Origin of the sequence: Phenylobacterium sp. (genome assembly GCF_036563285.1) — a bacterium.
In the GTDB taxonomy this organism is placed as follows: Bacteria; Pseudomonadota; Alphaproteobacteria; order Caulobacterales; family Caulobacteraceae; genus Phenylobacterium.
Genome location: NZ_DATCMR010000003.1, coordinates 120,959 through 139,736, shown reverse-complemented (window position 1 = coordinate 139,736; position 18,778 = coordinate 120,959). Strand labels below are relative to the sequence as shown.

Genomic DNA, 18,778 nt, shown 5'->3' with positions numbered 1-18,778 from the left:
TGCTAATCCATGGCCCATGGCTGACCTCTTCGAAGCCGCGGGCCTGACGCCCCAGGCGCCATCGCCGCTCGCCGACCGCCTGCGCCCGCAGCGGCTGGACGAGGTGGTTGGCCAGGACCACCTGCTGGGCCCGGAAGGCCCGATCCGCCGGATGGCCGAGGCCAAACGCCTCGCCTCGATGATCCTGTGGGGCCCGCCCGGCACCGGCAAGACCACCATCGCCCGGCTGCTGGCCAAGGAGGCCGGCTACGAGTTCCAGCAGCTCTCCGCCGTCTTCTCCGGCGTCGCCGACCTGAAGAAGGCCTTCGAGGCCGCACGAATGCGCAGGCTGGCCGGCCAGGCCACCCTGCTCTTCGTCGACGAGATCCACCGCTTCAACCGCGCCCAGCAGGACGGCTTCCTGCCCTTCGTGGAGGAGGGTATCGTCACCCTGGTCGGCGCCACCACCGAGAACCCGTCGTTCGAGCTCAACGGGGCGCTGCTGTCGCGCTCCCAGGTGTTCGTCCTCAAGCGCCTCGACGACCAAGCCCTGGAGGCGCTTCTGGCCAAAGCCGAGGCCTTCGAAGGCCGGCCCCTGCCGCTGGAGCCGGACGCCCGCAACGCCCTGGTGGCGCTGGCCGACGGCGACGGCCGTTACCTGCTCACCCTGGCCGAGACTCTGTTCAACATCGGCTCGGCCAAGCCGCTCACCACCCGCGAGCTCGGCCAGGTCCTGCAGAAGCGCTCCCCCGCGTACGACAAGGACCGGGAGGAGCACTACAACCTCGTCTCCGCCCTGCATAAGTCGATCCGCGGCTCCGACCCGGACGCGGCGCTCTACTGGCTGGCCCGTATGCTCACCGGCGGCGAGGACCCGCTGTTCATCGCCCGCCGGCTGATCCGCGCCGCGGCCGAGGACATCGGCGAGGCCGACCCGCTCTCCCTGCTGCTCGCCAACGCGGCCAAGGACACCTATGACTTCCTGGGCTCGCCCGAGGGGGAGATCGCGCTCGCCCAGCTCACTGTCCACCTGGCCACTGCGCCCAAGTCCAACGCGGTCTACAAGGCCTACGGCGCGGCGATGAAGGCGGCCAGGGAGACCGGCTCGCTGATGCCGCCCAAGCACATCCTGAACGCCCCCACCCGGCTGATGAAGGACCTCGGCTACGGCAAGGGCTACGCCTACGACCACGACGCGGCCCAGGGCTTCTCCGGCCAGGACTACTTCCCCGACGAGATGGAGCGGCAGACCTTCTACGATCCGAAGGGCGAGGGGGCGGAGGCCAGGATCCGCGAGCGCCTCGACCGGTGGGCGCAGCTGCGAAAGCGCAAAGGCGCCTGATCGGCGACCATTGTTACGGTGAAGCTTCGGGCGTAGGCTCCTCCCATCTTACCTCGGGGGAGGAACCCAGATGACTGAAACTATTGACGAAGCGCCGCGCTCGGCCGTGCCGAGGCACTTCTGGATCGTGGCCATTGTGTCCCTGCTGTGGAACGCGTTCGGCGGCGTCGACTACACGATGAGCCACCTGCAGGGCGAAGCCTGGTACCGCCAGATGGGCATGACCGAGACCATGATCGCGGGCATCAACGCCTATCCCACCTGGATGCATGCGGTGTGGGCGATCGGCGTCTGGGGGTCGGTCGCAGGCTCGATCCTGCTGCTCGTGCGCTCGCGTTGGGCGTTCCACGCCTTCGCGTTGTCGTCCCTTGGGGCGATCGGATCGCTGATCTACCAGGCGATGAACCCCGTCGAGGGCATGGGCCTGGTCATGCCGGCGGTCATCGTCGCCATCGTCCTGTTCTTCACCTGGTACGCGCAGTGGATGACGAAGCGGGGCGTGCTCCGCTAGACGGAGGCGCGTGAAGAAAGCCCCGCCGCAGCCGGTCGCCCTGTCGCCGGACGAGATCGCCTTCGTCAGGAGCCTCGTGCTCTACGAGGACGCCGACATCCTGGCGCTCAACAAGCCGGCGGGGCTGTCCAGCCAGGGCGGCCGGGCTCAGGTCAACACGCTGGACGAGCTGCTGTGGGCCTTCGCCAGGCCGGGGAAGGCCCGCCCGCGGCTGATCCACCGCCTCGACCGCGACACCTCCGGCGTGATCCTCACCGCCCGCACCCAGCCGGCCGCGAGCTTTCTGGGCAAGGCGATGATGGCGCGCAGGTTCGCGAAGACCTACCGGGCCATTGTCGCGCCGGGTCCGCCCGAGCCGCCGGGCGGCGTCATCGAGGTGGCCCTGCGGCGCGAAGAGATCGGCCGCGAAGCCTATATGCGCGTCTGCCGCCCCGACCATCCGGACGCCGAAGCCGCCCGCACCCGTTACCGCACCCTGGCTGAAGCCCCCGGCGCCGCGCTGGTCGAGCTCGATCCGGAGACCGGCCGGATGCACCAGCTGCGGGTCCACCTGCAGTCGGTCGGCCGCCCGATCGCGGGCGATGCCCGCTACGGCGGCGCCCTCGTGCTGAACGGCCATGCCGTGCCCCGCCTGATGCTGCACGCCGCCGCGCTCAGCTTCCCGCACCCGGCCGGCGGGACCAAGCGGCTGGAGGCTCCGGTCCCAGCCGACATGGCCGGTCTGGCCAGTGAGCTTGGCCTGGGGTAGGAACGCTACGGGCGGGTAGCGTGTTCAACCTACGGATCAAGAACGGTTTTCCCGCCATGAAACGCCTCGTCGTCTCCGCCCTCGCAGCCCTGGCGCTCAGCGCCTGCGCGTCGGCCCCCACCGTCTACCAGCCCGCCGCAGGCCCCACGGCTGTGGGCTACTCGGAGTACCGGATCGAGCCCGGCCGCTACCGCATCACCTTCCGCGGCGGTCCCGGTGCGCCGGCCGGCTACGTCAGCGACCTGGCGATCCGCCGCGCCGCCGACCTCGCCATCCAGGACGGCTACGACTGGTTCCGGGTCTCCGACCGCTTCATCGAGGGCCAGCCGGACCGCGGACCGCGGATGAGCATCGGGGTCGGCGGCGGCTCGGGCGGCTATGACGGTTACGGCGGCTACGGCTACCGCCGCCGCAGCGGCGTAAGCGTCGGCGTGGGCGTCGGCACAACCTTCAACCTCGGCGGCGGTCCCGCCGTGGCCGCCACCATGGAGGTGATGATGGGCAAGGGCCCGAAGCCCGCCGGCGCCGACGTCTACGACGCCCGCGAGATCCAGCGCGCCGCCGGCGTGCGGGCGTAACCCCACGATTGTGGTCCCGGATTTCGCGCAGCGAAAGACCGGGACCCATATACCTTGCGTCGCCGAAGTGCGTCGGCGCGGCCACGGCGCATGGCGGATCGCAGCTGATGGTTCCCGCTCTTCGGCTTCGCCGAAACCGGGATGACGGGGGTGGAGGTGGGTGCATCTGGCCTTCCCACCGCCCCCGCCGCATAAGGGGCCGATGCAGAACCTTCTCCTGGTGGCCCTCGGCGGCGGGACGGGCGCGGTCGCGCGCTACCTGCTGGGCGTCCAGGCCCAGCGGGCGCTGGGCTCGGGCTGGCCCTACGGCACCTTCGCCGCCAACGTCCTGGGCGGCCTGCTGATGGGCCTGCTGGCCGGCGTGCTCGCCGAGCGCGGCGGCGCGGACCAGGAGCGCTGGCGCCTGCTGCTGGGCGTCGGCTTCCTGGGCGGCTTCACCACCTTCTCCGCCTATTCGCTGGAGATCGCCGCCATGCTCGAGAACCGCGCCTACGGCCAGGCGGCCGCCTACGCCCTGGGTTCGGTCCTCCTCTCGTTGGTGGCTCTGTTCGTCGGCCTCATGCTGGCGCGCCGGGTGTTCTCGTGAGGGAGGTCCGCACCCTCTACGTCGACAACGGCGAGGATGGCGTACGCCTGGACCGCTGGTTCAAGCGCCGCTGGCCGCACCTGAACCACATCCAGATCCAGAAGCTCGCCCGCTCGGGCCAGATCCGCGTCGACGGCGCACGGGTGAAGCCCGACACCCGCCTCTCGGCCGGCAGTCAGGTGCGCGTGCCGCCGCTTCCCGAGGCGCAGGAGCGCCGCGAGAAGGATGGCATCGACCCGCGCGAGGCGGCCTTCGCGCGCTCCCTGGTGCTTTACGAGGACGAGGAGGTGCTGGCGCTGAACAAGCCCTCCGGCCTCGCCGTCCAGGGCGGCACCAAGACCCACAAGCACGTCGACCGGCTGCTCTCGGCGTGGGGCGAGGGGCTGGAGCGGCCGAGGCTCGTCCACCGCCTCGATCGCGACACCTCCGGCGTCCTGGTGCTCGGCAAGACACCGGGCGCGGCCGCCAAGCTCGCCGGCGCCTTCGCCAAGCGGCGGACGCAGAAGATCTACTGGGCCTTGGTCGCCGGCTTCCCGAAGCCACCCGAGGGGGTGCTGGAGCTGCCGCTCATCAAGAAGGGGATTGGCGACCGCGAGTTGGTGGTCCCGGCCGAGCTCGGGCACGAGAACGCAGAGGCTGCCGAGACCGAGTTCGTCATGCTCGCCCGCGCCGCCGACAAGGCCGCCTGGATGGCGCTGTGGCCCCACACAGGCCGCACCCACCAGCTGCGGGCGCATATGCTGGCCATGGGCCATCCGATCCTCGGCGATCCCAAGTACAACACCGAGGCGTCCGAGGCGCTCTCCGGCGGGCTCAAGCTGCAGCTGCATGCGCGCCGGCTGGTCCTGCCGCACCCCTCGCGGGGGACCCTGATGCTGGAGGCGCCGCTCAGCCCGGAGATGAGGGCCGGCTTCGAGCGCTTCGGCTTCGACGAGCACGAGGCGGACCCGGAGCCGTTCTCACGAAGGAAGCGCTGACGTCCATTGAGCCGAAGTCCCGCTTGCGAAGCGCGCGGCCGATCCCCATTCAGCAGGCATGAGAAAAGGTTTCCACGAGCCGGCGGAGAAGCCCCGCCGGTTCTACAAGTCCGTCGAGGCAGTCGAGGACGACGGCGGCTTCGGCATAGCCCTGGACAGCCGGCGCCTACGCACGCCCAAGGGCCTGCCGCTGGTGCTGCCGACGCGCGCCCTGGCCGACGAGATCGCTGGCGAATGGGCCGCCCAGGGCGAGACCATCGAGATGGCGCAGATGCACGCCACCCGCCTCGCCAACACCGCCATCGAATCCGTCCCGCAGGCGCGAGAGGCCACCGCCGACAGCGTCGCCAACTTCGCGGGCTCCGACCTGCTCTGCTATTTCGCGGAGGACCCGCAGAGCCTGCTGCAGCGCCAGCAGGCGGCGTGGGAGCCGGTTCTGCAGCGGGCAGAAGCCGAGCTCGGCCTGTCATTCGTCCGGGCGGCGGGCATCGTCCACCAGGCGCAGCCCGAGGCGAGCATCGAGAAGGTGAGGGCGCTGGCGACCTCGCTGGACGACTTCGCCCTTGCCGGATTGGCCTTCTGCGTCGCGCTTTATGGCTCCGCCGTGCTGGGGCTTGCCGTCCAACGCGGCTGGCTCACGGGCGAGGAGGCCTTCGACCTCTCGCGGCTGGACGAGACCTTCCAGGAAGAGAAGTGGGGCGTCGACGAGGAGGCGGCTGAGCGGACGGCGCGGATGCGTATCGAGGCGCAGATGCTGGACCGCTGGTTCAAGGCCCTCGTCGCCGCCTGATGCGGAAACGGCCGCCCCCCGGAAGGGGCGGCCGCCATCAGTCCTCTTGGAAGCCCGCGTATTACGGGTTGGTCGTGCCGCCGCCAGCGCCCGGCGAGCCGCCGCTCGTCGTCGTGCCGGAGCCGGTGCCCGCGCCGGTGCTGCCCGGGCCGGTGGCCCCCGTCGTGCCGGTGGCGCCCGTGGCCCCGGTCGTGCCGGCGGCGCCGGTCGCGTCCGTGCCCGTGGCGCCCATGGTCCCCGTCGCGCCCATGGTGGTGGTGTCGGTGGTGGTGGTCCCCGCCGCGCCGGTGGCGCTCGCGTCGGCCGCCGTACCCGTCGCCGCCGCATCGGCCGCGGGGGTCTCTTCCGACTTCTGCTGGCAGGCCGCGAGGCTCATTGCCCCGGCGATCGCAACCACGGCCAGAATGCTCTTTCTCATTTGTGAAGCCTTCCCTGTAAATCCCCCGACTTCTGAATTCAGAATACACAAAACCGCGTGCTCGCAAAGACGTGACCTGATCAACAATGCAGGTCGCGCTATGTTGATCACTGGCTTCCCTGAACCCTCGGTCTGCCAAGACCGGGGGCTTTTTTTCTCATTTGAGGCCTTTGGCCCGGGCACCGGGAGCCAATTTCGCCTTTGTTTATTGAACAGGAATGGCAAAGCTCCGCGCCGTTGCGTAGGGCAGCGCTTGCTAACCTAGTTGATCGCAGAGCCGCCTGGCTGGGCGCAGGGTGGTCACGGTTGCATTCGCGACGGAGACAGCCTTGCGTTACGAAGTGAAGGTGCGAGATGGGGCCGGCGGGCTGGTGTGCGGCGCCACGTTGAACTGCCCGGACGACGCCATGGCGCAGCGCCGCTTCGGCGAGCTGCCTCTGCCGACGGGAGAGGCGGAGCTCCGCCGCGGCGCCAGGCTGCTTGCCCGAAGGGCCGAGACCGTGGCTCCGCTGCCCCGCGCCAGCTGAGCGGCGGCCTGCGATCCGTCGCCGCTGGGGTGCGGCCGTGCTTGCCGCCGGGCGGCGATGCCTTATCATAGTTGAACCGCGGCGGACGATCCGGGATGCTGCGGCCGAGAGACAATGTGTGCTCCCCCCCGTGCGGTGGAGCAACGCTTGCCTCGTTATCATTTCAATCTGGAAGACGGCGAGTCCGTGCTGGACCCCGAGGGGACTGAGCTGCCCAACCTGACGGTCGCGCGCAGCGAGGCGGTGCGCATGGCCGGGCGGCTGCTGGAGGACAATCCAGCAAGCATCTGGGCGCAAGGCGACTGGCGCATGGTCGTGACGGATGACGCCGGCGTGGTGCTCTTCACGCTTTCGATCGCCGCGATGGAGGCCGCTGAAAATGCAGCGGCGAATGATCGTCGCTAAACTGGGTTAGTGCGGGAACACATCGAGCACATCACCCTGGGCCCAGCCTGGGAGGGAGGCTCGTGATGCGTACCTTTTCATTTTTCATCCATGACCGCCGCTATTCCGTGCCGACCTTGCAGTTCGTGCTGGTGGCGGACGAGGTGAGGGCACGCGAACTGGCCCGCCGCGAGCTGCTTGCCAGCCCCGAGCACCTGGCCGTGGACGTCCGCGGCGAAGAGGGTGGCACGTTCCGCGAGGAGCGCTAGGCCGCCTCAGGCCGCACGGCGTCCGAGGTTGAGGTAGGCGGAGTCGAACTCGCCCGCGGCGCAGAGCCCCTTCCAGTCCAGGACGACCAGCTCGCGCCCGCGCAGCTCCACGAGGCCTTCGGCGCGCAGCGCCTGCAGCACGCGGTTGGTGTGCACCACCGACAGCCCGAGCGAGTCGGCGAGGTGGGCCTGGGTCGCGGGGAAGCGCGCGCGCTCGCCCTGCATCAGCCCGGCGGTCTTCAGGCGCGTGACCTGCTCGCAGAGCAGGTGCGCGATGCGGGCGTAGGCTGTGCGTCGTCCCATGCCCACCATCCACTCGCGGTAGATGGCGCTCTCCATAAGGCTGAGCCGCCACAAGCCGTGGGCGATCTTCGGATGCGCCCCCATCGCCGCCAGCAGCGCGGTTCGCGGCGCCAGCCCGATCTCGCAAGGTGTGAGCGTGGTGGCGCTGTACTCCATGCCCTGGAACGCCCGCTGCAGGTCCAGCAGGTCGCCGGGGACGTGGAAGGAGAGGATCTGGCGCCGGCCGTCGCTGAGGTTCTTGTGGCGGAAGGCCTGGCCGTCCAGCAGCAGCCGGCAGTCGCTGGAGGCTTCGCCCTCGCGGAACACTTCCGCGCCCGCGGGAAGGCTCCTGCGCTGGGCGACGAGTCCTTCCACCACCTCCTGTTCGGCGGCCGAAAGCTCGACGTACTTCAGGAGGTTGGCGAGGAATCGGCCGGACATGTTCCTCCCTGAGAGCACGACGCGACCGGGGGAAAAATTAAGCAGGTTAAACTGGCGCGTTCGGCCATGGGGGCTTGCCCACGTGGTCGGCCAACCGAGCCTTGATCCACACCTGCGCTGCGTGGAGGTCGTCGAAGATCGGATGCTGCGGCCCGTCGAGCACTCCGAACCCCTTCTCGAGGAACCAGAAACCCGCCTGCTCCTCGTGCAGGGACGACAGCCTCACCAGGATCGCGACGAGATGACGGTCGCGAAACACCAGGACGCCGTCCCCTTCCTCGCCGCTGGCCACCAGCACCGGCTGTAGGGTCAGTTCCACTGCAGCGCGCCATCCTTCAGGTGCAGGTACCCGGGGTCGAAGTCCCCGGCGGCCTGCAGGCCATCCCAGTCGCCGATAACCACGAACCGTCCGCGGTACGATATCAGCCCCACGCGGCGCAGGTCCTGCAGGACCCGATTCACGTGAACGGAGGAAAGGCCGAGCGCATCGGCGAGTTCCGCCTGCGTCACCGGAAGCTGGAAGGACTCACCGTCCGCCAGGCCCACCGACTGCAGCTTCACATAGACCTCGCAGATCACGTGCGCGATCCGCTGGTGGGCGCTGCGGCGGCCCACGCCGGCCAGCCATTCTCGGAACACCGCGGCGTCGATGAGGGTGTCGCGCCAGAACGCACTGGCGACCTCGGGGTTGTTGCGGGTCACCTCATTGACCGCGGCATGCGGGATGAAGGCGATCTGCGTCGGCGTCAGCGCCGAGAGGCTGTGGTCCATGACCTTGATATGCAGCGACTGCAGGTCGGGAATGTCCCCGGGGATGTGGAAGGACATGATCTGCCGCTGGCCCTCGCCGAGCAGCTTGTAGCGGCAGACGAAGCCCTCGACGACCAGGCCGCATTCCCTGGGGCGGTCGCCCTGGCGGACGATGTCGGCGTTCTCCTCGAAGGCGCGAAGCCGGATCGGGAGGGCCGACAGCGCCGCCTTCGCCTCGGCCGAGAGGTCCGCAATCGACTCTAGCTTGGTGATAAGCCGCTCGTGAGGGCTGGGTCCGCGCGGGTTCAATGAGTCTCCGGACGCCGCGCTGGCCCAATCCCGGTGCGGACTTGGTTGAGCGGCCGTAAGCGGCACTCTACGCATGGGGCGGGCAATCTCCGCACACATGGGTTAAGAGTCTCGCGTCCTGGGAGTACGCGTTGGAAGACCCTGTCGTCCTGAAGCTGCAACACGGGGCGATGCTGTCGCCCGAGGACAAGCGCGCGTTGAGCGACTCGTATTCCAAGGTGCACACGGTCGAAGCCCGCATCGACCTGATCTCACAGGGCGACACGCCCGAGGACGTCCACGTGGTCCTGGAAGGCTTCGCGTGCCGTTACAAGCTGCTGCCGGACGGCTCGCGCCAGATCATGGCCTGGTTGGTGCCCGGCGACTTCTGCGACCTGCACGTGGCGGTCCTCGGCCGCATGGACCACTCCATTGCTACCCTGTCCACGTCCAAGGTGGCGCGCATCCCGAAGGACCGCGTGGCGGAGCTGGTGAAGACCAGCGAGCAGCTTTCACGGGCGCTCTGGTGGGCGACGCTGGTGGACGAGGCGATCCTGCGGGAGTGGCTGGCCAACATGGGCCGCCGGCCCGCCCACGAGCAGGTCGCGCACCTGTTCTGCGAACTCCTGGTCCGGCTCAAAGCCGTGGGCTTGGCCCAAGACGACGCCATGGAGCTGCCGCTGACCCAGGTGGAGTTGGCCGACACGGTTGGGCTCTCCAGCGTCCACGTGAACAGGGTCGTGCAGGAACTGCGCGACGAGGGCCTGATCAGCTGGCGCGGCAAGGTGCTGAAGGTGCTCGACGTCCAGCGCCTGAAGCGGTTCGCCGGCTTCGAAGCCGGCTACCTGCACCTCGACGGCGCTGCCTGAGCCGCGCCTAGCGCCCTCCGGAACCCGCAGCCGCCGCGGCCGGAGCCGCCGCCGGCGCGCCAGGCGTCGGCGTGGCGGCCGGACGCCTGCGCGGCATCAGCTTCTGGGCCTCGGCCAGCTCGGTCTGATCGATGGCGCTGTCCTTGTTCTTGTCCACCATGGGCAGGAACTTCTTCAGGTTCTCGCCCTGCGTGCCCTTCAGCTCCGCCGCCTGGATCTTCGAGTCCAGGTTGTCGTCGAAGGCGCCCATGAACAGGCTGGCCTGCAGCATCTTGTCGTTCTCGGGCTTCTGGTTGGCGACGGTTTCGTCGGTCCAGCGGTAGTGCAGGTAGGTGGCCAGCATCTCCTCCCACGACTGCTCGCCCCAGACCACCTGCTTGGTGTGGTCGGGGTTGCCGTGGTTGCGGGTGGAGTTGTCGAAGGTGTAGCGCGCGATGACCTTGGAGCCGGCCGGGATCTTCAGCGGCTCCTTCAGGAAGTACTCGTACTGCCAATTGAAGTCGTAGCGGGGCATGGCGAGCAGCATCTCTTCCTTGCCGTCCGGATAGCGGATGGAAAGGCTGGTGGAGCCGCCGCGCTTATGGGCGTGCGGGGTGATGCCGTAGAGCACCGCCTCCTTGGGGAAGGTCACGTAGGCCATCTCCCGGTGCCATTCCTCGCCGGGCGGGATGACGATCGAGAAGTCGGCGATCAGGAAAGTGCGGAGCACGTACTTCGGCTCCTGGCCCTTCGGGTAGAAGTAGATGCCCATCTGGGTCTTCTCGACCGACTCCTTGCCGTAGGGCGTGTAGTGGTTCTGGAAGGCCACGCCGCCGGAGGGCGGGATCCAGACGCCCAGGTCGGGCGGGTTGATGTTCGAGCCGCGACCCGGGCCGTAGCCGCCCAGCGAGGCGCCCCAGCTGCTCTCCGAGGCCGTGTCGCCGTCCTTGGTCTTGGCCTCGACCACGCCCGACAGGATGTGGTGCACCGCCTGGCGGTCGGTGACCTTGAAGGTCGAAGCCTTCATCCAGCGGCCTTCGGTCATCACGCTCGGCACCGCCGGGCGCTGGTATTCCATGACGCCCGTCGCGGGGATCTTGGCCGGCGGGATCTCGACGATCACGTCAGGCTTGCCCAGGGGCCACTCGGGCGCCTGGAACTTGATCTTCGCCAGCGGGTCCTCGCCCGCGCCGCGCGGCGAGCCGGCCTCGATCCAGTGGACCAGGGTCTTGATCTGCTGCGCCGAGAGCCGCTCGTCGTCCTTGAAGTGGCCGACGGTCGGGTCCGCCAGGAACGGCGGCATGCGCTGGGTGCGGATCACCTCGCGGATCATCGGCGAGAAGCCCTTGACCTGCTCGTAGTTGGTCAGCTGCATCGGCCCGATGCCGCCGGGCTGGTGGCAGCCGGCGCACTTCTGCTGGATGATCGGGGCGACGTCGTTGACGTAGCTGATGTTGGCGTGGGACTTCGCCTTCGCGCGCTCGGGGAAGGGGATCGCCCCGCCCTTCGCCTGGCGGAACGGCAGGGCCACCTTCTGTCCGGCCACCAGGCCGTCCAGCGCCGCCTTGGCGCCGTCCACCGGGCCGCGGTAGGCGACGGTCCAGGTCTTCGGATTGATCACGATCGCCTCGGCGGCCCGGGTCACGCCCAGCTGTTCGCCGACCAGCTGGTTGTAGTCGAACAGGATCGGCACAGCGAGGCCGGCGGCCTTGGCGTCCGGGATCACCTTGTCGCGGCTCTCGCCCAGCTTCGAGGCCAGCGCCATGAACTCGACGCCGTTGGCCGCGTAGCCCTGCTTCAGGGCCATCAGGGCCGGCGCGTCGGCCCGCACCTGCTTGTCGCCCGAGGCATAGGTGAACAGCACAACGGCCTTGGCGTCGCCCATCTTGTAGAGATGCCGGGCCAGGAACTCCTGATCGGCCAGACGGAAGTCGTCGACCGTCTGCGCCGCCGGCGCCTGCGCCGTGGCCATCGCGGGCGCCATGGTCACCACGCCCACCGCCGCAGCCGAGATCGTCGCGGCCAGCAGAGCCTTCGTCCAAACGCCCATCGTCGTTCCTCCCGGAATCCCTGAGCGGTCATAGCCGAACAGTGTTGCCGCAATATCCCGCAAGATGACGTGCGCGTCACCCATGCCGTGGCGTCAGCCGCCCGGCGGCCCAGCGCCGCAGTTAAGGATGAACTGGCGCCGCCGTTGCGCCGCGAGCCCCGAAGAGCCGGCGCCTGTGCCGGTTTCGAACGGGACCGCCCTGGCAAATGGCCTCCACGGCTTCGATCTCGGCGCTTCAGGCCGTCATGGTCCGCAAGACGGGCGCGGTGAAGGCCGTGGCCGGCATCCAATCCGTGGTCGAGAAGCAGCAGGCGAAGGCCGAGCCCAAGCCGGCCGCGCCCGCCAAGGCCCAGGCGCTGGTGCACGGCGCGACCGCCGTCGCGGCCCAGCTGGCGGCGCACGGTCACCACCATCACCATCACCACCACGGCGTGGCCGAGGCGCTGGAGCACATCGGCGACGCGCTGGAGAAGCTCGCCGAGCGCCACAAGCCGAAGGAGCCGAAGCCGCCGAAGGATCCCAAGGATCCGCCGCCGCCGCCTCCTCCTCCTCCTCCTCCTCCGCCGCCGCCGCCGCCGCCGCCTCCTCCTCCGCCGCCGCCGCGGCCGCCGGTGCAGACGCGCACGCCGGAGCAGCGCCTGGAGCAGGTGCTGGCCAGCCTGCGCGAGGGCTACACGCCGATGTCGCCCAGCGTGCCGTTCTCGCAGCGGGGCCAGGCGGCCGTGCAAACGGCGTCCGAGGCGCAGAAGCCGGGGCTCACCTCGCCCAACTACTGGACACAGCCGTCGCCCACGGCCGCGCGGATCTACCAGCAGACGGTGCAGGGCCAGGCCGCGCTCGCCATCCTGCGCGTCGTCTGACCTGACCTGAGCTTGCGCGCCCTTGCGGGCGCGACTACCCCTTGCCGCGAGTAGGGAAGGGATCTCGCGTGAAGGACATCCTCGAGGAGCTCGAGCGCAAGCGCAGCAACGCCCGCCTGGGCGGCGGCGAGAAGCGGATCGCGAGCCAGCACGCCAAGGGCAAGCTCACCGCCCGCGAGCGCATCGACCTGCTCCTCGACGAAGGCTCCTTTGAGGAGTTCGACATGTTCGTGGAGCACCGGGCCACGGATTTCGGCATGGCCGAGAACAAGGTCCCCGGCGACGGCGTGGTCACCGGCTGGGGCCGCATCAACGGCCGCACCGTCTTCGTCTTTTCCAAGGATTTCACGGTCTTCGGCGGCTCTCTTTCGAACGCGCACGCGCAGAAGATCGTCAAGGTCCAGACCCAGGCCCTGAAGATGGGCGCGCCGATCATCGGCCTGTTCGACGCCGGCGGCGCCCGCATCCAGGAGGGCGTCGACGGCCTAGCGGGCTACGCCGACATCTTCCTGCAGAACACCCTGGCCTCCGGCGTCATCCCGCAGATCAGCGTCATCATGGGCCCCTGCGCCGGCGGCGACGTCTATTCGCCGGCCATCACCGACTTCATCTTCATGGTGAAGGACACCTCGTACATGTACGTGACCGGGCCCGACGTGGTGCGCACCGTCACCCACGAGGAGGTCACCCACGAGGAACTCGGCGGCTACCGGGTCCACGCGCTGAAGTCCGGCGTCGCCGACGGCGCCTTCGAGAATGACCTGGAGGCCCTGACCCAGGTCCGGCGCCTCATCGACTTCCTGCCGTGCTCCAACCGCGAGAAGCCGCCGGTCCGCGAAAGCTTCGACGAGCCCTACCGCGACGAGCCCAGCCTCGACACCCTGGTCCCGGCCAACCCCAACAAGCCCTACGACATCAAGGAGCTGATCCTGAAGGTCGTGGACGAGGCGGACTTCTTCGAGATCAGCCCCGACTACGCCAAGAACATCGTGGTCGGCTTCGCCCGCCTCGACGGCCAGCCGGTGGGCATCGTCGCCAACCAGCCGCAGGTCCTGGCGGGCGTGCTCGACATCGATTCCTCCCGCAAGGGCGCCCGCTTCGTGCGCTTCTGCGACGCCTTCGACATCCCGCTGATCACCTTCGTCGACGTGCCGGGCTTCATGCCGGGCACCAAGCAGGAGCAGGGCGGCCTGATCCGCCACGGCGCCAAGCTGCTGTTCGCCTACGCCGAGGCCACGGTCCCGAAGATCACCCTGATCACCCGCAAGGCCTACGGCGGCGCCTACGACGTCATGGCGTCGAAGCACCTGCGCGGCGACATCAACTACGCCTGGCCCACCGCCGAGATTGCGGTCATGGGCTCCAAGGGCGCGGTGGAGATCATCTTCCGCAACCAGACGCCCGAGCAGCTCGCCGAGGCCGAGGCCGAGTACAAGGCCCGGTTCGCCAACCCGTTCGTCGCCGCCTCCCGCGGCTACATCGACGACGTGATCATGCCCCACGGCACGCGCCGCCGCATCGTCAAGGCGCTGAAGAACCTCGCCGGCAAGAAGCTGACGAACCCCTGGAAGAAGCACGACAACATCCCGCTCTAGGGCGCTTGCCCTCTTTGTCTGGGAGGGCGCGTCGGCCAAGCCGAGCGGGGTAGGATGAGCCAGGAGCTCAGTACCGGCCACCTTCCCACCCGTCTCGCGCGCGCCGCGCGATCCACCCTCCCGCGGCAGGGAAAGGAAAGGCGCCGCGGGGCCGCCGGCGCCCCTCACGAACCCGCGATACGCGGAACGACCGCGCCGGACCGGTGTTCCTCCGTCAGGGCCGATTGCGCCTTGAATCCCAAGCAACACGGAGGACCTCCCCATGGCCGACAGATGGATGGATGACCGCGACCGCCGTTGGCGTGACCGCGACTGGCGGCGTTCGGAGGACGTCGACCGCGACGGCGGCTTTGCGGGCGAGGGCTACTATCCGCGTGGCGGGGCTGAGGAGCGCAGCTTCGGCGGCGCCGAGCAGGAGTTCGGCGCGCGCCGCTCCGGCCCCGAGCGCGACCGGGTGTTCGGCGAGCAGGAGACCGGCGCCAGCTACAACCGCCCGCAGCCGGGCGGCGGCGGCTACGGCGCGGGGTCCTACGGCGGCGGCGAGAGCTACGGCCGCGGGGCCGGCGGCGGGCCCGACCGCAACTACTCGGGCGGCCGCCACCACGGCCACGGCCAGGACTGGCAGGGCCGCAACTACGGCGGCGTGAGCCCGGCCATGGCGCACCACGAATACGACCTCGACCGCGAGCACGGCCAAGGGGGCGCCGTTGGCGGCGGCCGCGGCGCCATGCGCTTCCAGAACCAGGACTACACCCAGGGCGGCCGCTTCTACGGCGACGACGACCGCCAGCGCATCTATCGCGAGGAGTACGGCCAGGGCGGGCGCGAGTACGGCCGCGTGCCCGGCGGCTATGACGCCGGCGGCGGACGCGGGCAGGGCCGCGGCCAAGGCCCCACCGGCGGCTCCTACGGCGGCAGCTACGGCGGCGCGGGCGGCGACTACGGCTACCAGCCGCGCCCGGCCTACGGCGGCCAGGCCTCCGGCGGCACCGGCGGCTATGACTTCGAGCGCGGCTACGGCGACGCCGGTCGGCGGGACCTGCGCTCGGGCGGCGGCGCCGAATGGTCCCGCGGCCCGCACGAGGGCCATGAGGGCGGCGGCGCCCAGGACTTCCTCCAGAAGGCCGGCCAGAAGGTCCGGAACTGGATCAAGGGCGACCACCTGATGGAAGGCTCCGGCGGCGAGGAGCGCGGCTACCGCAGCGACTTCGGACGCGAGCGCCGCTACTTCGAAGCCGACCGCGGCCACCGCGGCGCGGGCCCGAAGGGCTACAAGCGCTCCGATGAGCGGATCAGCGAGGAGGTCCACGAGCGGCTGACCGACGACAGCTGGCTCGACGCCTCGGGCATCAACGTCAAGGTGTCGAACGGCGAGGTGAACCTCACCGGCACGGTGGAAAACCGCGAGGCCAAGCACCGCGCCGAGCGCATTGTGGAGGACATCTCCGGCGTCACCCACGTGGATAACGACCTGCGCGTCATGCCGGCCAACCCGCTCACCGGCTCCGGCCGCGGCTTCGGCGACAGCGCCATGGAAGCCCAGATGCGCAAGGACGACCCCGCCGCCAACGGCTCCGGCGGCGCGGCCGGCTCGACGCCCGGGAATGGGTCGGAAGACTCCGCGTCCACGAGGACCACGACGCGCCGGACGTAGCGCCGATGTCCCTCCCCTGATGGGGAGGGACAGACCGCGAAGCGGTCACGGTGAGGGAGCCTCGTGACGAGACTCCCTCGTCCGCACCGCGTCAGTACGCAAACGCCCGGTAGCTCTCCACCTGCTGCGCGGCTTCCGCCTTCGTCTCGAACACGGGGTTGAACCGCAGCCAGCGCCGCGCCCGCTCCGGCAGCGCCACCAGCACCTCGGCGGGGACGCGGATGTTCACCTCGGGCCGGAAGAGCCAGCGGCGCGAGTAGCCGATCACCACCATTGGGCGCGGCGTCTCCTGCGGGTTCGGCGTGCCGCGGTGGATGTGGCGCACGTCGCGGATCATCACGTCGCCGCGGTTCATGTAGGCCTTCTTGAGCGGGATCTCGCCGGTCTCGATCTTCCGCATGCCGTCCTCCTTCGACAGCATGTGGGTGCCCGGGGCGTACTCCATCGGCCCGTTCTCGTCCGTCACGTCCACCAGCGGGAAGTTCACCGCCAGCTGGTAGGGCGGGGTCTCCACCCCGCTCTCCGGGAACAGCAGCTGGGTGTCGCGGTGAAGGTCCTGGTACTCCGAACCGGCCCATGGCGTGTCGGTGGCCAGCTGGCACATGACGCCGTCGGCGCCCACCAGCTCCTCGACCACGGCCATGATCGCGTCGTTGTCGATGATCTGCGGGTCGGCCCACAGGTCCTGGAAGGGCAGGGTGGCGTAGACCCGGTTCTTACCGCGGTTGGGGTCGTCGCCCTCGCGGCGGATGGCTTCCTTCAGGATCGGCTGGAAGGCGGCGTTCCACCGGTCGATGACCTCGACGGGGACCAGGCCCTTCAGGATCGTCAGGCTGGTTTCCCGGACTTCGTCGGCATGGGCCTTGGCTTGGGCGGGGGTGAGCTTGGTCATGGTGGCGCTTCTGGCTGGAGGCTGACCCCGAAGGTAATGCCTCGCGGTCGGCCACGCTTTGTGGGCGGAATGTCGCAGGCCGCGCCCATCCACAGGGATCTCGACCGGGTTGCCCCCTGGGGTCGTCCGCCGGTCCTGGCTAAAGTCTTGGCGTGAACAGTCTTGCGATCGAACTTCTTATCGCCGGCGCCATGGTGGTGCTCACCGTGGTGATCCACCTCGTCGGTCTCAGCGCGGTGGTGCTCTCCACCGGGCTGCACCTGCGACGGTTCAAGACCGTCCTGCACCTCGACCGCATCCTGGTGCCCTGCGGCATGGTGCTGGGCGTCTTCGCCATCCACGCCGTGGAGATCTGGGCCTATGCGCTGCTCTACCGGTTCGGCGGCCTGAGCGGCACACTGGAGGAGGCCCTGTTCATCTCGGCCGGCGCCTATTCCACGGCTGGCTGGGGCGCCTTGCCGCTCGGCTGGCGGGTGGTGATCGCCCTGGAGTCGGTCAACGGCCTGATCCTGCTGGGCTGGTCGACGGCCTTCCTGTTCCAGAACCTCCACCGCCTGATGGTGGCCGAGGAGGACCATCCGCTGCCGGCCGGCGCCATCGCGCGCCGACGCAACGCGGGCCGTTAGAGCGGCGGCGAGGCCGGCGGCAGGTCGGGCCGCGGGACCACCGGCTCCCCGGTTCCGAACTGGTCGCAGCGCTGGCTGTTGCCGGACGCAACACCGAACACCTCCACGCAAGCCGGAACCTCGCCCGCCGTGATCCGGCCCTTCAGCTGCAGCCAGGTGCACTGAGCCACCGAGCCCACCAGGTAGCTGGCCACCGGGTTGGACCGGTCGCGCCGGCCGGGGATCTGGGTCTGCGAGCCGCTCGTGTCGGTGAAGGCGGGACGGTAGAGGAACGGCGTCCGCGACAGGGTGTGGGAGTATTCGTGCGCCGCCACGTTCACGGCGCAGGAGCGCACGACCACGTCCGGCGCGCGGTAGGCGTCCAGCAGGAAGCGCCCCAGCACGATGTCGGAGTAGCGGCCCTCGCCCGCGGAGTTCTCGCTGGTCGCCGCCGCATAGCCGCCGCCGAGCGCCTCGTCGTCGAGCAGGAAGACGTCCACCGGCACGTAGCGGGCGCCCAGGCGCTTCATGGCCAGCAGGTCGGCCACCTCGGCGACGCTCGCCTCCTGCCGTCGGGGGTCGAGGTAGACGGCCCTGTAGCGGCCCGACAACGCGCGCAGATTCGCGTCGAACTGCGGCGAGGCGAGCACCGCGCGGGCCTCCGTGAGCAGGTCCGCCAGCGCGCCCTCCTCGGCCTTCGACGCCGCGCCATGCAGCTCGCGATAGCCGCCGTTCAGCGCCGCCCGGTCTTCGCGGATGTTTCCGAAGGCGACCCAGCCCAGCATGGCCAGCGGGATCAGCAGGACCCAGGCCCAGCGCCACCGCTCACTCACGCCGTCGCCCTCGCGCGTCCGGGCCGCAGCGGGCGCCTCAAGCCGGCGCGAGGTGGGCGTTGTCGCCCCGGCCCAGCGGGTCGCGCAGCGGCGCGCCGGTGGGCGTGAACTCCAGAGATATGGAGTTGATGCAGTAGCGCAGCCGGGTCGGCGGCGGACCGTCGGGGAAGACGTGACCCTGGTGGCTGTCGCACCGCGCGCAGCGAGTCTCGATCCGGACCATGCCGTAGGACGAATCGCGCACACCCTTCACGTGGCTCTCCTCGAAAGGCGCCCAGAAGGACGGCCAGCCGGTGCCGCTCTCGAACTTGGTCTGGTGCCGGAACAGCGGCAGGCCGCACAGGCGGCAGCAGTAGACGCCGTCGTCCTTCTGGTCGAGCAGGCCGCCGCAGAACGGCGCCTCGGTGCCGTGGCGCAGCAGGACGTCGGCCTCTTCACGGGTGAGGCTGGCTTCCAGCCGCTGGCGCTCTTCGGCGGATGGGGGGGTCAGGTCGAAGCCCGATGGGGAGACGGCTGGCGTGCTCATGGCTGGCAATCTAAGGTTCCGGCCTCCGATCCGGAAGTGACCGAG

Annotated in this window: 23 protein-coding genes; 15 read left to right on the top strand and 8 right to left on the bottom strand. The window is 69.7% G+C overall.

Annotated features, from left to right (window positions below; translation table 11 throughout):
- The first annotated feature begins 16 nt into the window (after positions 1 to 16).
- The 7 genes from VIL76_RS02815 (at position 17) to VIL76_RS02785 (ending at position 5,511) form a co-directional block, all read left to right on the top strand.
- Positions 17 to 1,321: a replication-associated recombination protein A gene (locus tag VIL76_RS02815; RefSeq protein ID WP_332043470.1), complete on the top strand. Its 1,305-nt coding sequence runs from the start codon at positions 17 to 19 to the stop codon at positions 1,319 to 1,321.
- Between the two features lie 70 nt (positions 1,322 to 1,391).
- Positions 1,392 to 1,832: a hypothetical protein gene (locus VIL76_RS02810; protein ID WP_332043469.1), complete on the top strand. Its 441-nt coding sequence runs from the start codon at positions 1,392 to 1,394 to the stop codon at positions 1,830 to 1,832.
- Between the two features lie 10 nt (positions 1,833 to 1,842).
- Positions 1,843 to 2,580, top strand: a complete 738-nt coding sequence (locus VIL76_RS02805) for an RluA family pseudouridine synthase (RefSeq protein ID WP_332043468.1) — start codon at positions 1,843 to 1,845, stop codon at positions 2,578 to 2,580.
- A 56-nt stretch (positions 2,581 to 2,636) separates the two neighbouring features.
- The gene (locus tag VIL76_RS02800) at positions 2,637 to 3,158 is read left to right on the top strand and encodes a CC0125/CC1285 family lipoprotein (RefSeq protein ID WP_332043467.1); all 522 of its coding nucleotides are present in this window, start codon (positions 2,637 to 2,639) and stop codon (positions 3,156 to 3,158) included.
- Positions 3,159 to 3,360: 202 nt separating this feature from the next.
- On the top strand, positions 3,361 to 3,744 hold the full coding sequence (gene crcB / locus VIL76_RS02795) for a fluoride efflux transporter CrcB (protein ID WP_332043466.1): 384 nt from the start codon (positions 3,361 to 3,363) through the stop codon (positions 3,742 to 3,744).
- Positions 3,741 to 4,721: an RluA family pseudouridine synthase gene (locus VIL76_RS02790; protein WP_332043465.1), complete on the top strand. Its 981-nt coding sequence runs from the start codon at positions 3,741 to 3,743 to the stop codon at positions 4,719 to 4,721. The genes crcB and VIL76_RS02790 overlap by 4 nt, the downstream gene beginning before the upstream one ends.
- A 58-nt stretch (positions 4,722 to 4,779) precedes the next feature.
- Positions 4,780 to 5,511 (top strand): ATP12 family chaperone protein, encoded by a 732-nt coding sequence (locus VIL76_RS02785; protein WP_332043464.1) that lies wholly within the window; start codon positions 4,780 to 4,782, stop codon positions 5,509 to 5,511.
- A gap of 61 nt (positions 5,512 to 5,572) precedes the next feature.
- On the opposite strand, the gene VIL76_RS02780 is transcribed toward VIL76_RS02785, so the two are convergent.
- Positions 5,573 to 5,929 carry a hypothetical protein gene (locus VIL76_RS02780; RefSeq protein ID WP_332043463.1) on the bottom strand — a complete coding sequence of 119 codons (357 nt, stop codon included), beginning with the start codon at positions 5,927 to 5,929 and terminating at the stop codon, positions 5,573 to 5,575.
- Positions 5,930 to 6,258: 329 nt separating this feature from the next.
- On the opposite strand from VIL76_RS02780, the gene VIL76_RS02775 reads away from it, so the two are divergent.
- The 3 genes from VIL76_RS02775 (at position 6,259) to VIL76_RS02765 (ending at position 7,109) form a co-directional block, all read left to right on the top strand.
- On the top strand, positions 6,259 to 6,456 hold the full coding sequence (locus VIL76_RS02775) for a hypothetical protein (RefSeq protein WP_332043462.1): 198 nt from the start codon (positions 6,259 to 6,261) through the stop codon (positions 6,454 to 6,456).
- Positions 6,457 to 6,603: 147 nt separating this feature from the next.
- Entirely contained in the window at positions 6,604 to 6,861 is a 258-nt protein-coding gene (locus tag VIL76_RS02770; protein ID WP_332043461.1) for a DUF6894 family protein, read from the top strand.
- A gap of 65 nt (positions 6,862 to 6,926) precedes the next feature.
- The gene (locus tag VIL76_RS02765) at positions 6,927 to 7,109 is read left to right on the top strand and encodes a hypothetical protein (protein ID WP_332043460.1); all 183 of its coding nucleotides are present in this window, start codon (positions 6,927 to 6,929) and stop codon (positions 7,107 to 7,109) included.
- Between the two features lie 6 nt (positions 7,110 to 7,115).
- Here VIL76_RS02765 and VIL76_RS02760 read toward each other — a convergent pair whose 3' ends face one another.
- From VIL76_RS02760 to VIL76_RS02750, 3 genes are read right to left on the bottom strand one after another with little or no spacing between them, the layout of a single operon-like run.
- On the bottom strand, positions 7,116 to 7,832 hold the full coding sequence (locus tag VIL76_RS02760) for a Crp/Fnr family transcriptional regulator (protein ID WP_332043459.1): 717 nt from the start codon (positions 7,830 to 7,832) through the stop codon (positions 7,116 to 7,118).
- 46 nt (positions 7,833 to 7,878) lie between these two features.
- Complete coding sequence (locus tag VIL76_RS02755; protein WP_332043458.1) at positions 7,879 to 8,151, bottom strand: hypothetical protein; 273 nt, start codon at positions 8,149 to 8,151, stop codon at positions 7,879 to 7,881.
- Positions 8,142 to 8,891 (bottom strand): Crp/Fnr family transcriptional regulator, encoded by a 750-nt coding sequence (locus VIL76_RS02750; RefSeq protein WP_332043457.1) that lies wholly within the window; start codon positions 8,889 to 8,891, stop codon positions 8,142 to 8,144. Before VIL76_RS02750 ends, VIL76_RS02755 begins: the two co-directional genes overlap by 10 nt.
- A gap of 131 nt (positions 8,892 to 9,022) precedes the next feature.
- Between VIL76_RS02750 and VIL76_RS02745 the strand changes: the two genes are divergently transcribed.
- Complete coding sequence (locus VIL76_RS02745; RefSeq protein WP_332043456.1) at positions 9,023 to 9,739, top strand: Crp/Fnr family transcriptional regulator; 717 nt, start codon at positions 9,023 to 9,025, stop codon at positions 9,737 to 9,739.
- Positions 9,740 to 9,746: 7 nt separating this feature from the next.
- Here the strand turns inward: VIL76_RS02745 and VIL76_RS02740 are convergent, their stop codons facing one another.
- Entirely contained in the window at positions 9,747 to 11,768 is a 2,022-nt protein-coding gene (locus VIL76_RS02740; protein WP_332043455.1) for a redoxin domain-containing protein, read from the bottom strand.
- A gap of 206 nt (positions 11,769 to 11,974) precedes the next feature.
- Between VIL76_RS02740 and VIL76_RS02735 the strand changes: the two genes are divergently transcribed.
- The 3 genes from VIL76_RS02735 (at position 11,975) to VIL76_RS02725 (ending at position 15,877) form a co-directional block, all read left to right on the top strand.
- Positions 11,975 to 12,628: a hypothetical protein gene (locus VIL76_RS02735; protein WP_332043454.1), complete on the top strand. Its 654-nt coding sequence runs from the start codon at positions 11,975 to 11,977 to the stop codon at positions 12,626 to 12,628.
- A 68-nt stretch (positions 12,629 to 12,696) separates the two neighbouring features.
- A complete protein-coding gene (locus VIL76_RS02730; protein ID WP_332043453.1) occupies positions 12,697 to 14,223 on the top strand; it encodes an acyl-CoA carboxylase subunit beta in 1,527 nt (508 codons plus the stop codon).
- Between the two features lie 262 nt (positions 14,224 to 14,485).
- Entirely contained in the window at positions 14,486 to 15,877 is a 1,392-nt protein-coding gene (locus VIL76_RS02725) for a BON domain-containing protein (RefSeq protein ID WP_332043452.1), read from the top strand.
- A gap of 91 nt (positions 15,878 to 15,968) precedes the next feature.
- Here the strand turns inward: VIL76_RS02725 and VIL76_RS02720 are convergent, their stop codons facing one another.
- On the bottom strand, positions 15,969 to 16,769 hold the full coding sequence (locus tag VIL76_RS02720) for a phytanoyl-CoA dioxygenase family protein (protein ID WP_332043451.1): 801 nt from the start codon (positions 16,767 to 16,769) through the stop codon (positions 15,969 to 15,971).
- Positions 16,770 to 16,921: 152 nt separating this feature from the next.
- Here VIL76_RS02720 and VIL76_RS02715 point away from each other — a divergent pair, with 152 nt between their 5' ends.
- On the top strand, positions 16,922 to 17,395 hold the full coding sequence (locus VIL76_RS02715; RefSeq protein WP_332043450.1) for a hypothetical protein: 474 nt from the start codon (positions 16,922 to 16,924) through the stop codon (positions 17,393 to 17,395).
- On the opposite strand, the gene VIL76_RS02710 is transcribed toward VIL76_RS02715, so the two are convergent.
- Together VIL76_RS02710 and msrB are read right to left on the bottom strand one after the other, a co-directional pair.
- On the bottom strand, positions 17,392 to 18,207 hold the full coding sequence (locus VIL76_RS02710) for a hypothetical protein (protein ID WP_332043449.1): 816 nt from the start codon (positions 18,205 to 18,207) through the stop codon (positions 17,392 to 17,394). The genes VIL76_RS02715 and VIL76_RS02710 overlap by 4 nt on opposite strands.
- 37 nt (positions 18,208 to 18,244) lie before the next feature.
- Positions 18,245 to 18,733 (bottom strand): peptide-methionine (R)-S-oxide reductase MsrB, encoded by a 489-nt coding sequence (gene msrB, locus VIL76_RS02705; RefSeq protein WP_332043448.1) that lies wholly within the window; start codon positions 18,731 to 18,733, stop codon positions 18,245 to 18,247.
- Positions 18,734 to 18,778: the final 45 nt, after the last annotated feature.

Coding starts and splice junctions, on each gene's coding strand:
- VIL76_RS02815 (WP_332043470.1), top strand. CDS start 17: ATGGCTGACCTCTTCGAAGCCGCGGGCCTGACGCCCCAGGCGCCATCG.
- VIL76_RS02810 (WP_332043469.1), top strand. CDS start 1,392: ATGACTGAAACTATTGACGAAGCGCCGCGCTCGGCCGTGCCGAGGCAC.
- VIL76_RS02800 (WP_332043467.1), top strand. CDS start 2,637: ATGAAACGCCTCGTCGTCTCCGCCCTCGCAGCCCTGGCGCTCAGCGCC.
- crcB (WP_332043466.1), top strand. CDS start 3,361: ATGCAGAACCTTCTCCTGGTGGCCCTCGGCGGCGGGACGGGCGCGGTC.
- VIL76_RS02785 (WP_332043464.1), top strand. CDS start 4,780: ATGAGAAAAGGTTTCCACGAGCCGGCGGAGAAGCCCCGCCGGTTCTAC.
- VIL76_RS02780 (WP_332043463.1), bottom strand. CDS start 5,929: ATGAGAAAGAGCATTCTGGCCGTGGTTGCGATCGCCGGGGCAATGAGC.
- VIL76_RS02765 (WP_332043460.1), top strand. CDS start 6,927: ATGCGTACCTTTTCATTTTTCATCCATGACCGCCGCTATTCCGTGCCG.
- VIL76_RS02760 (WP_332043459.1), bottom strand. CDS start 7,832: ATGTCCGGCCGATTCCTCGCCAACCTCCTGAAGTACGTCGAGCTTTCG.
- VIL76_RS02740 (WP_332043455.1), bottom strand. CDS start 11,768: ATGGGCGTTTGGACGAAGGCTCTGCTGGCCGCGACGATCTCGGCTGCG.
- VIL76_RS02735 (WP_332043454.1), top strand. CDS start 11,975: ATGGCCTCCACGGCTTCGATCTCGGCGCTTCAGGCCGTCATGGTCCGC.
- VIL76_RS02725 (WP_332043452.1), top strand. CDS start 14,486: ATGGCCGACAGATGGATGGATGACCGCGACCGCCGTTGGCGTGACCGC.
- VIL76_RS02720 (WP_332043451.1), bottom strand. CDS start 16,769: ATGACCAAGCTCACCCCCGCCCAAGCCAAGGCCCATGCCGACGAAGTC.
- msrB (WP_332043448.1), bottom strand. CDS start 18,733: ATGAGCACGCCAGCCGTCTCCCCATCGGGCTTCGACCTGACCCCCCCA.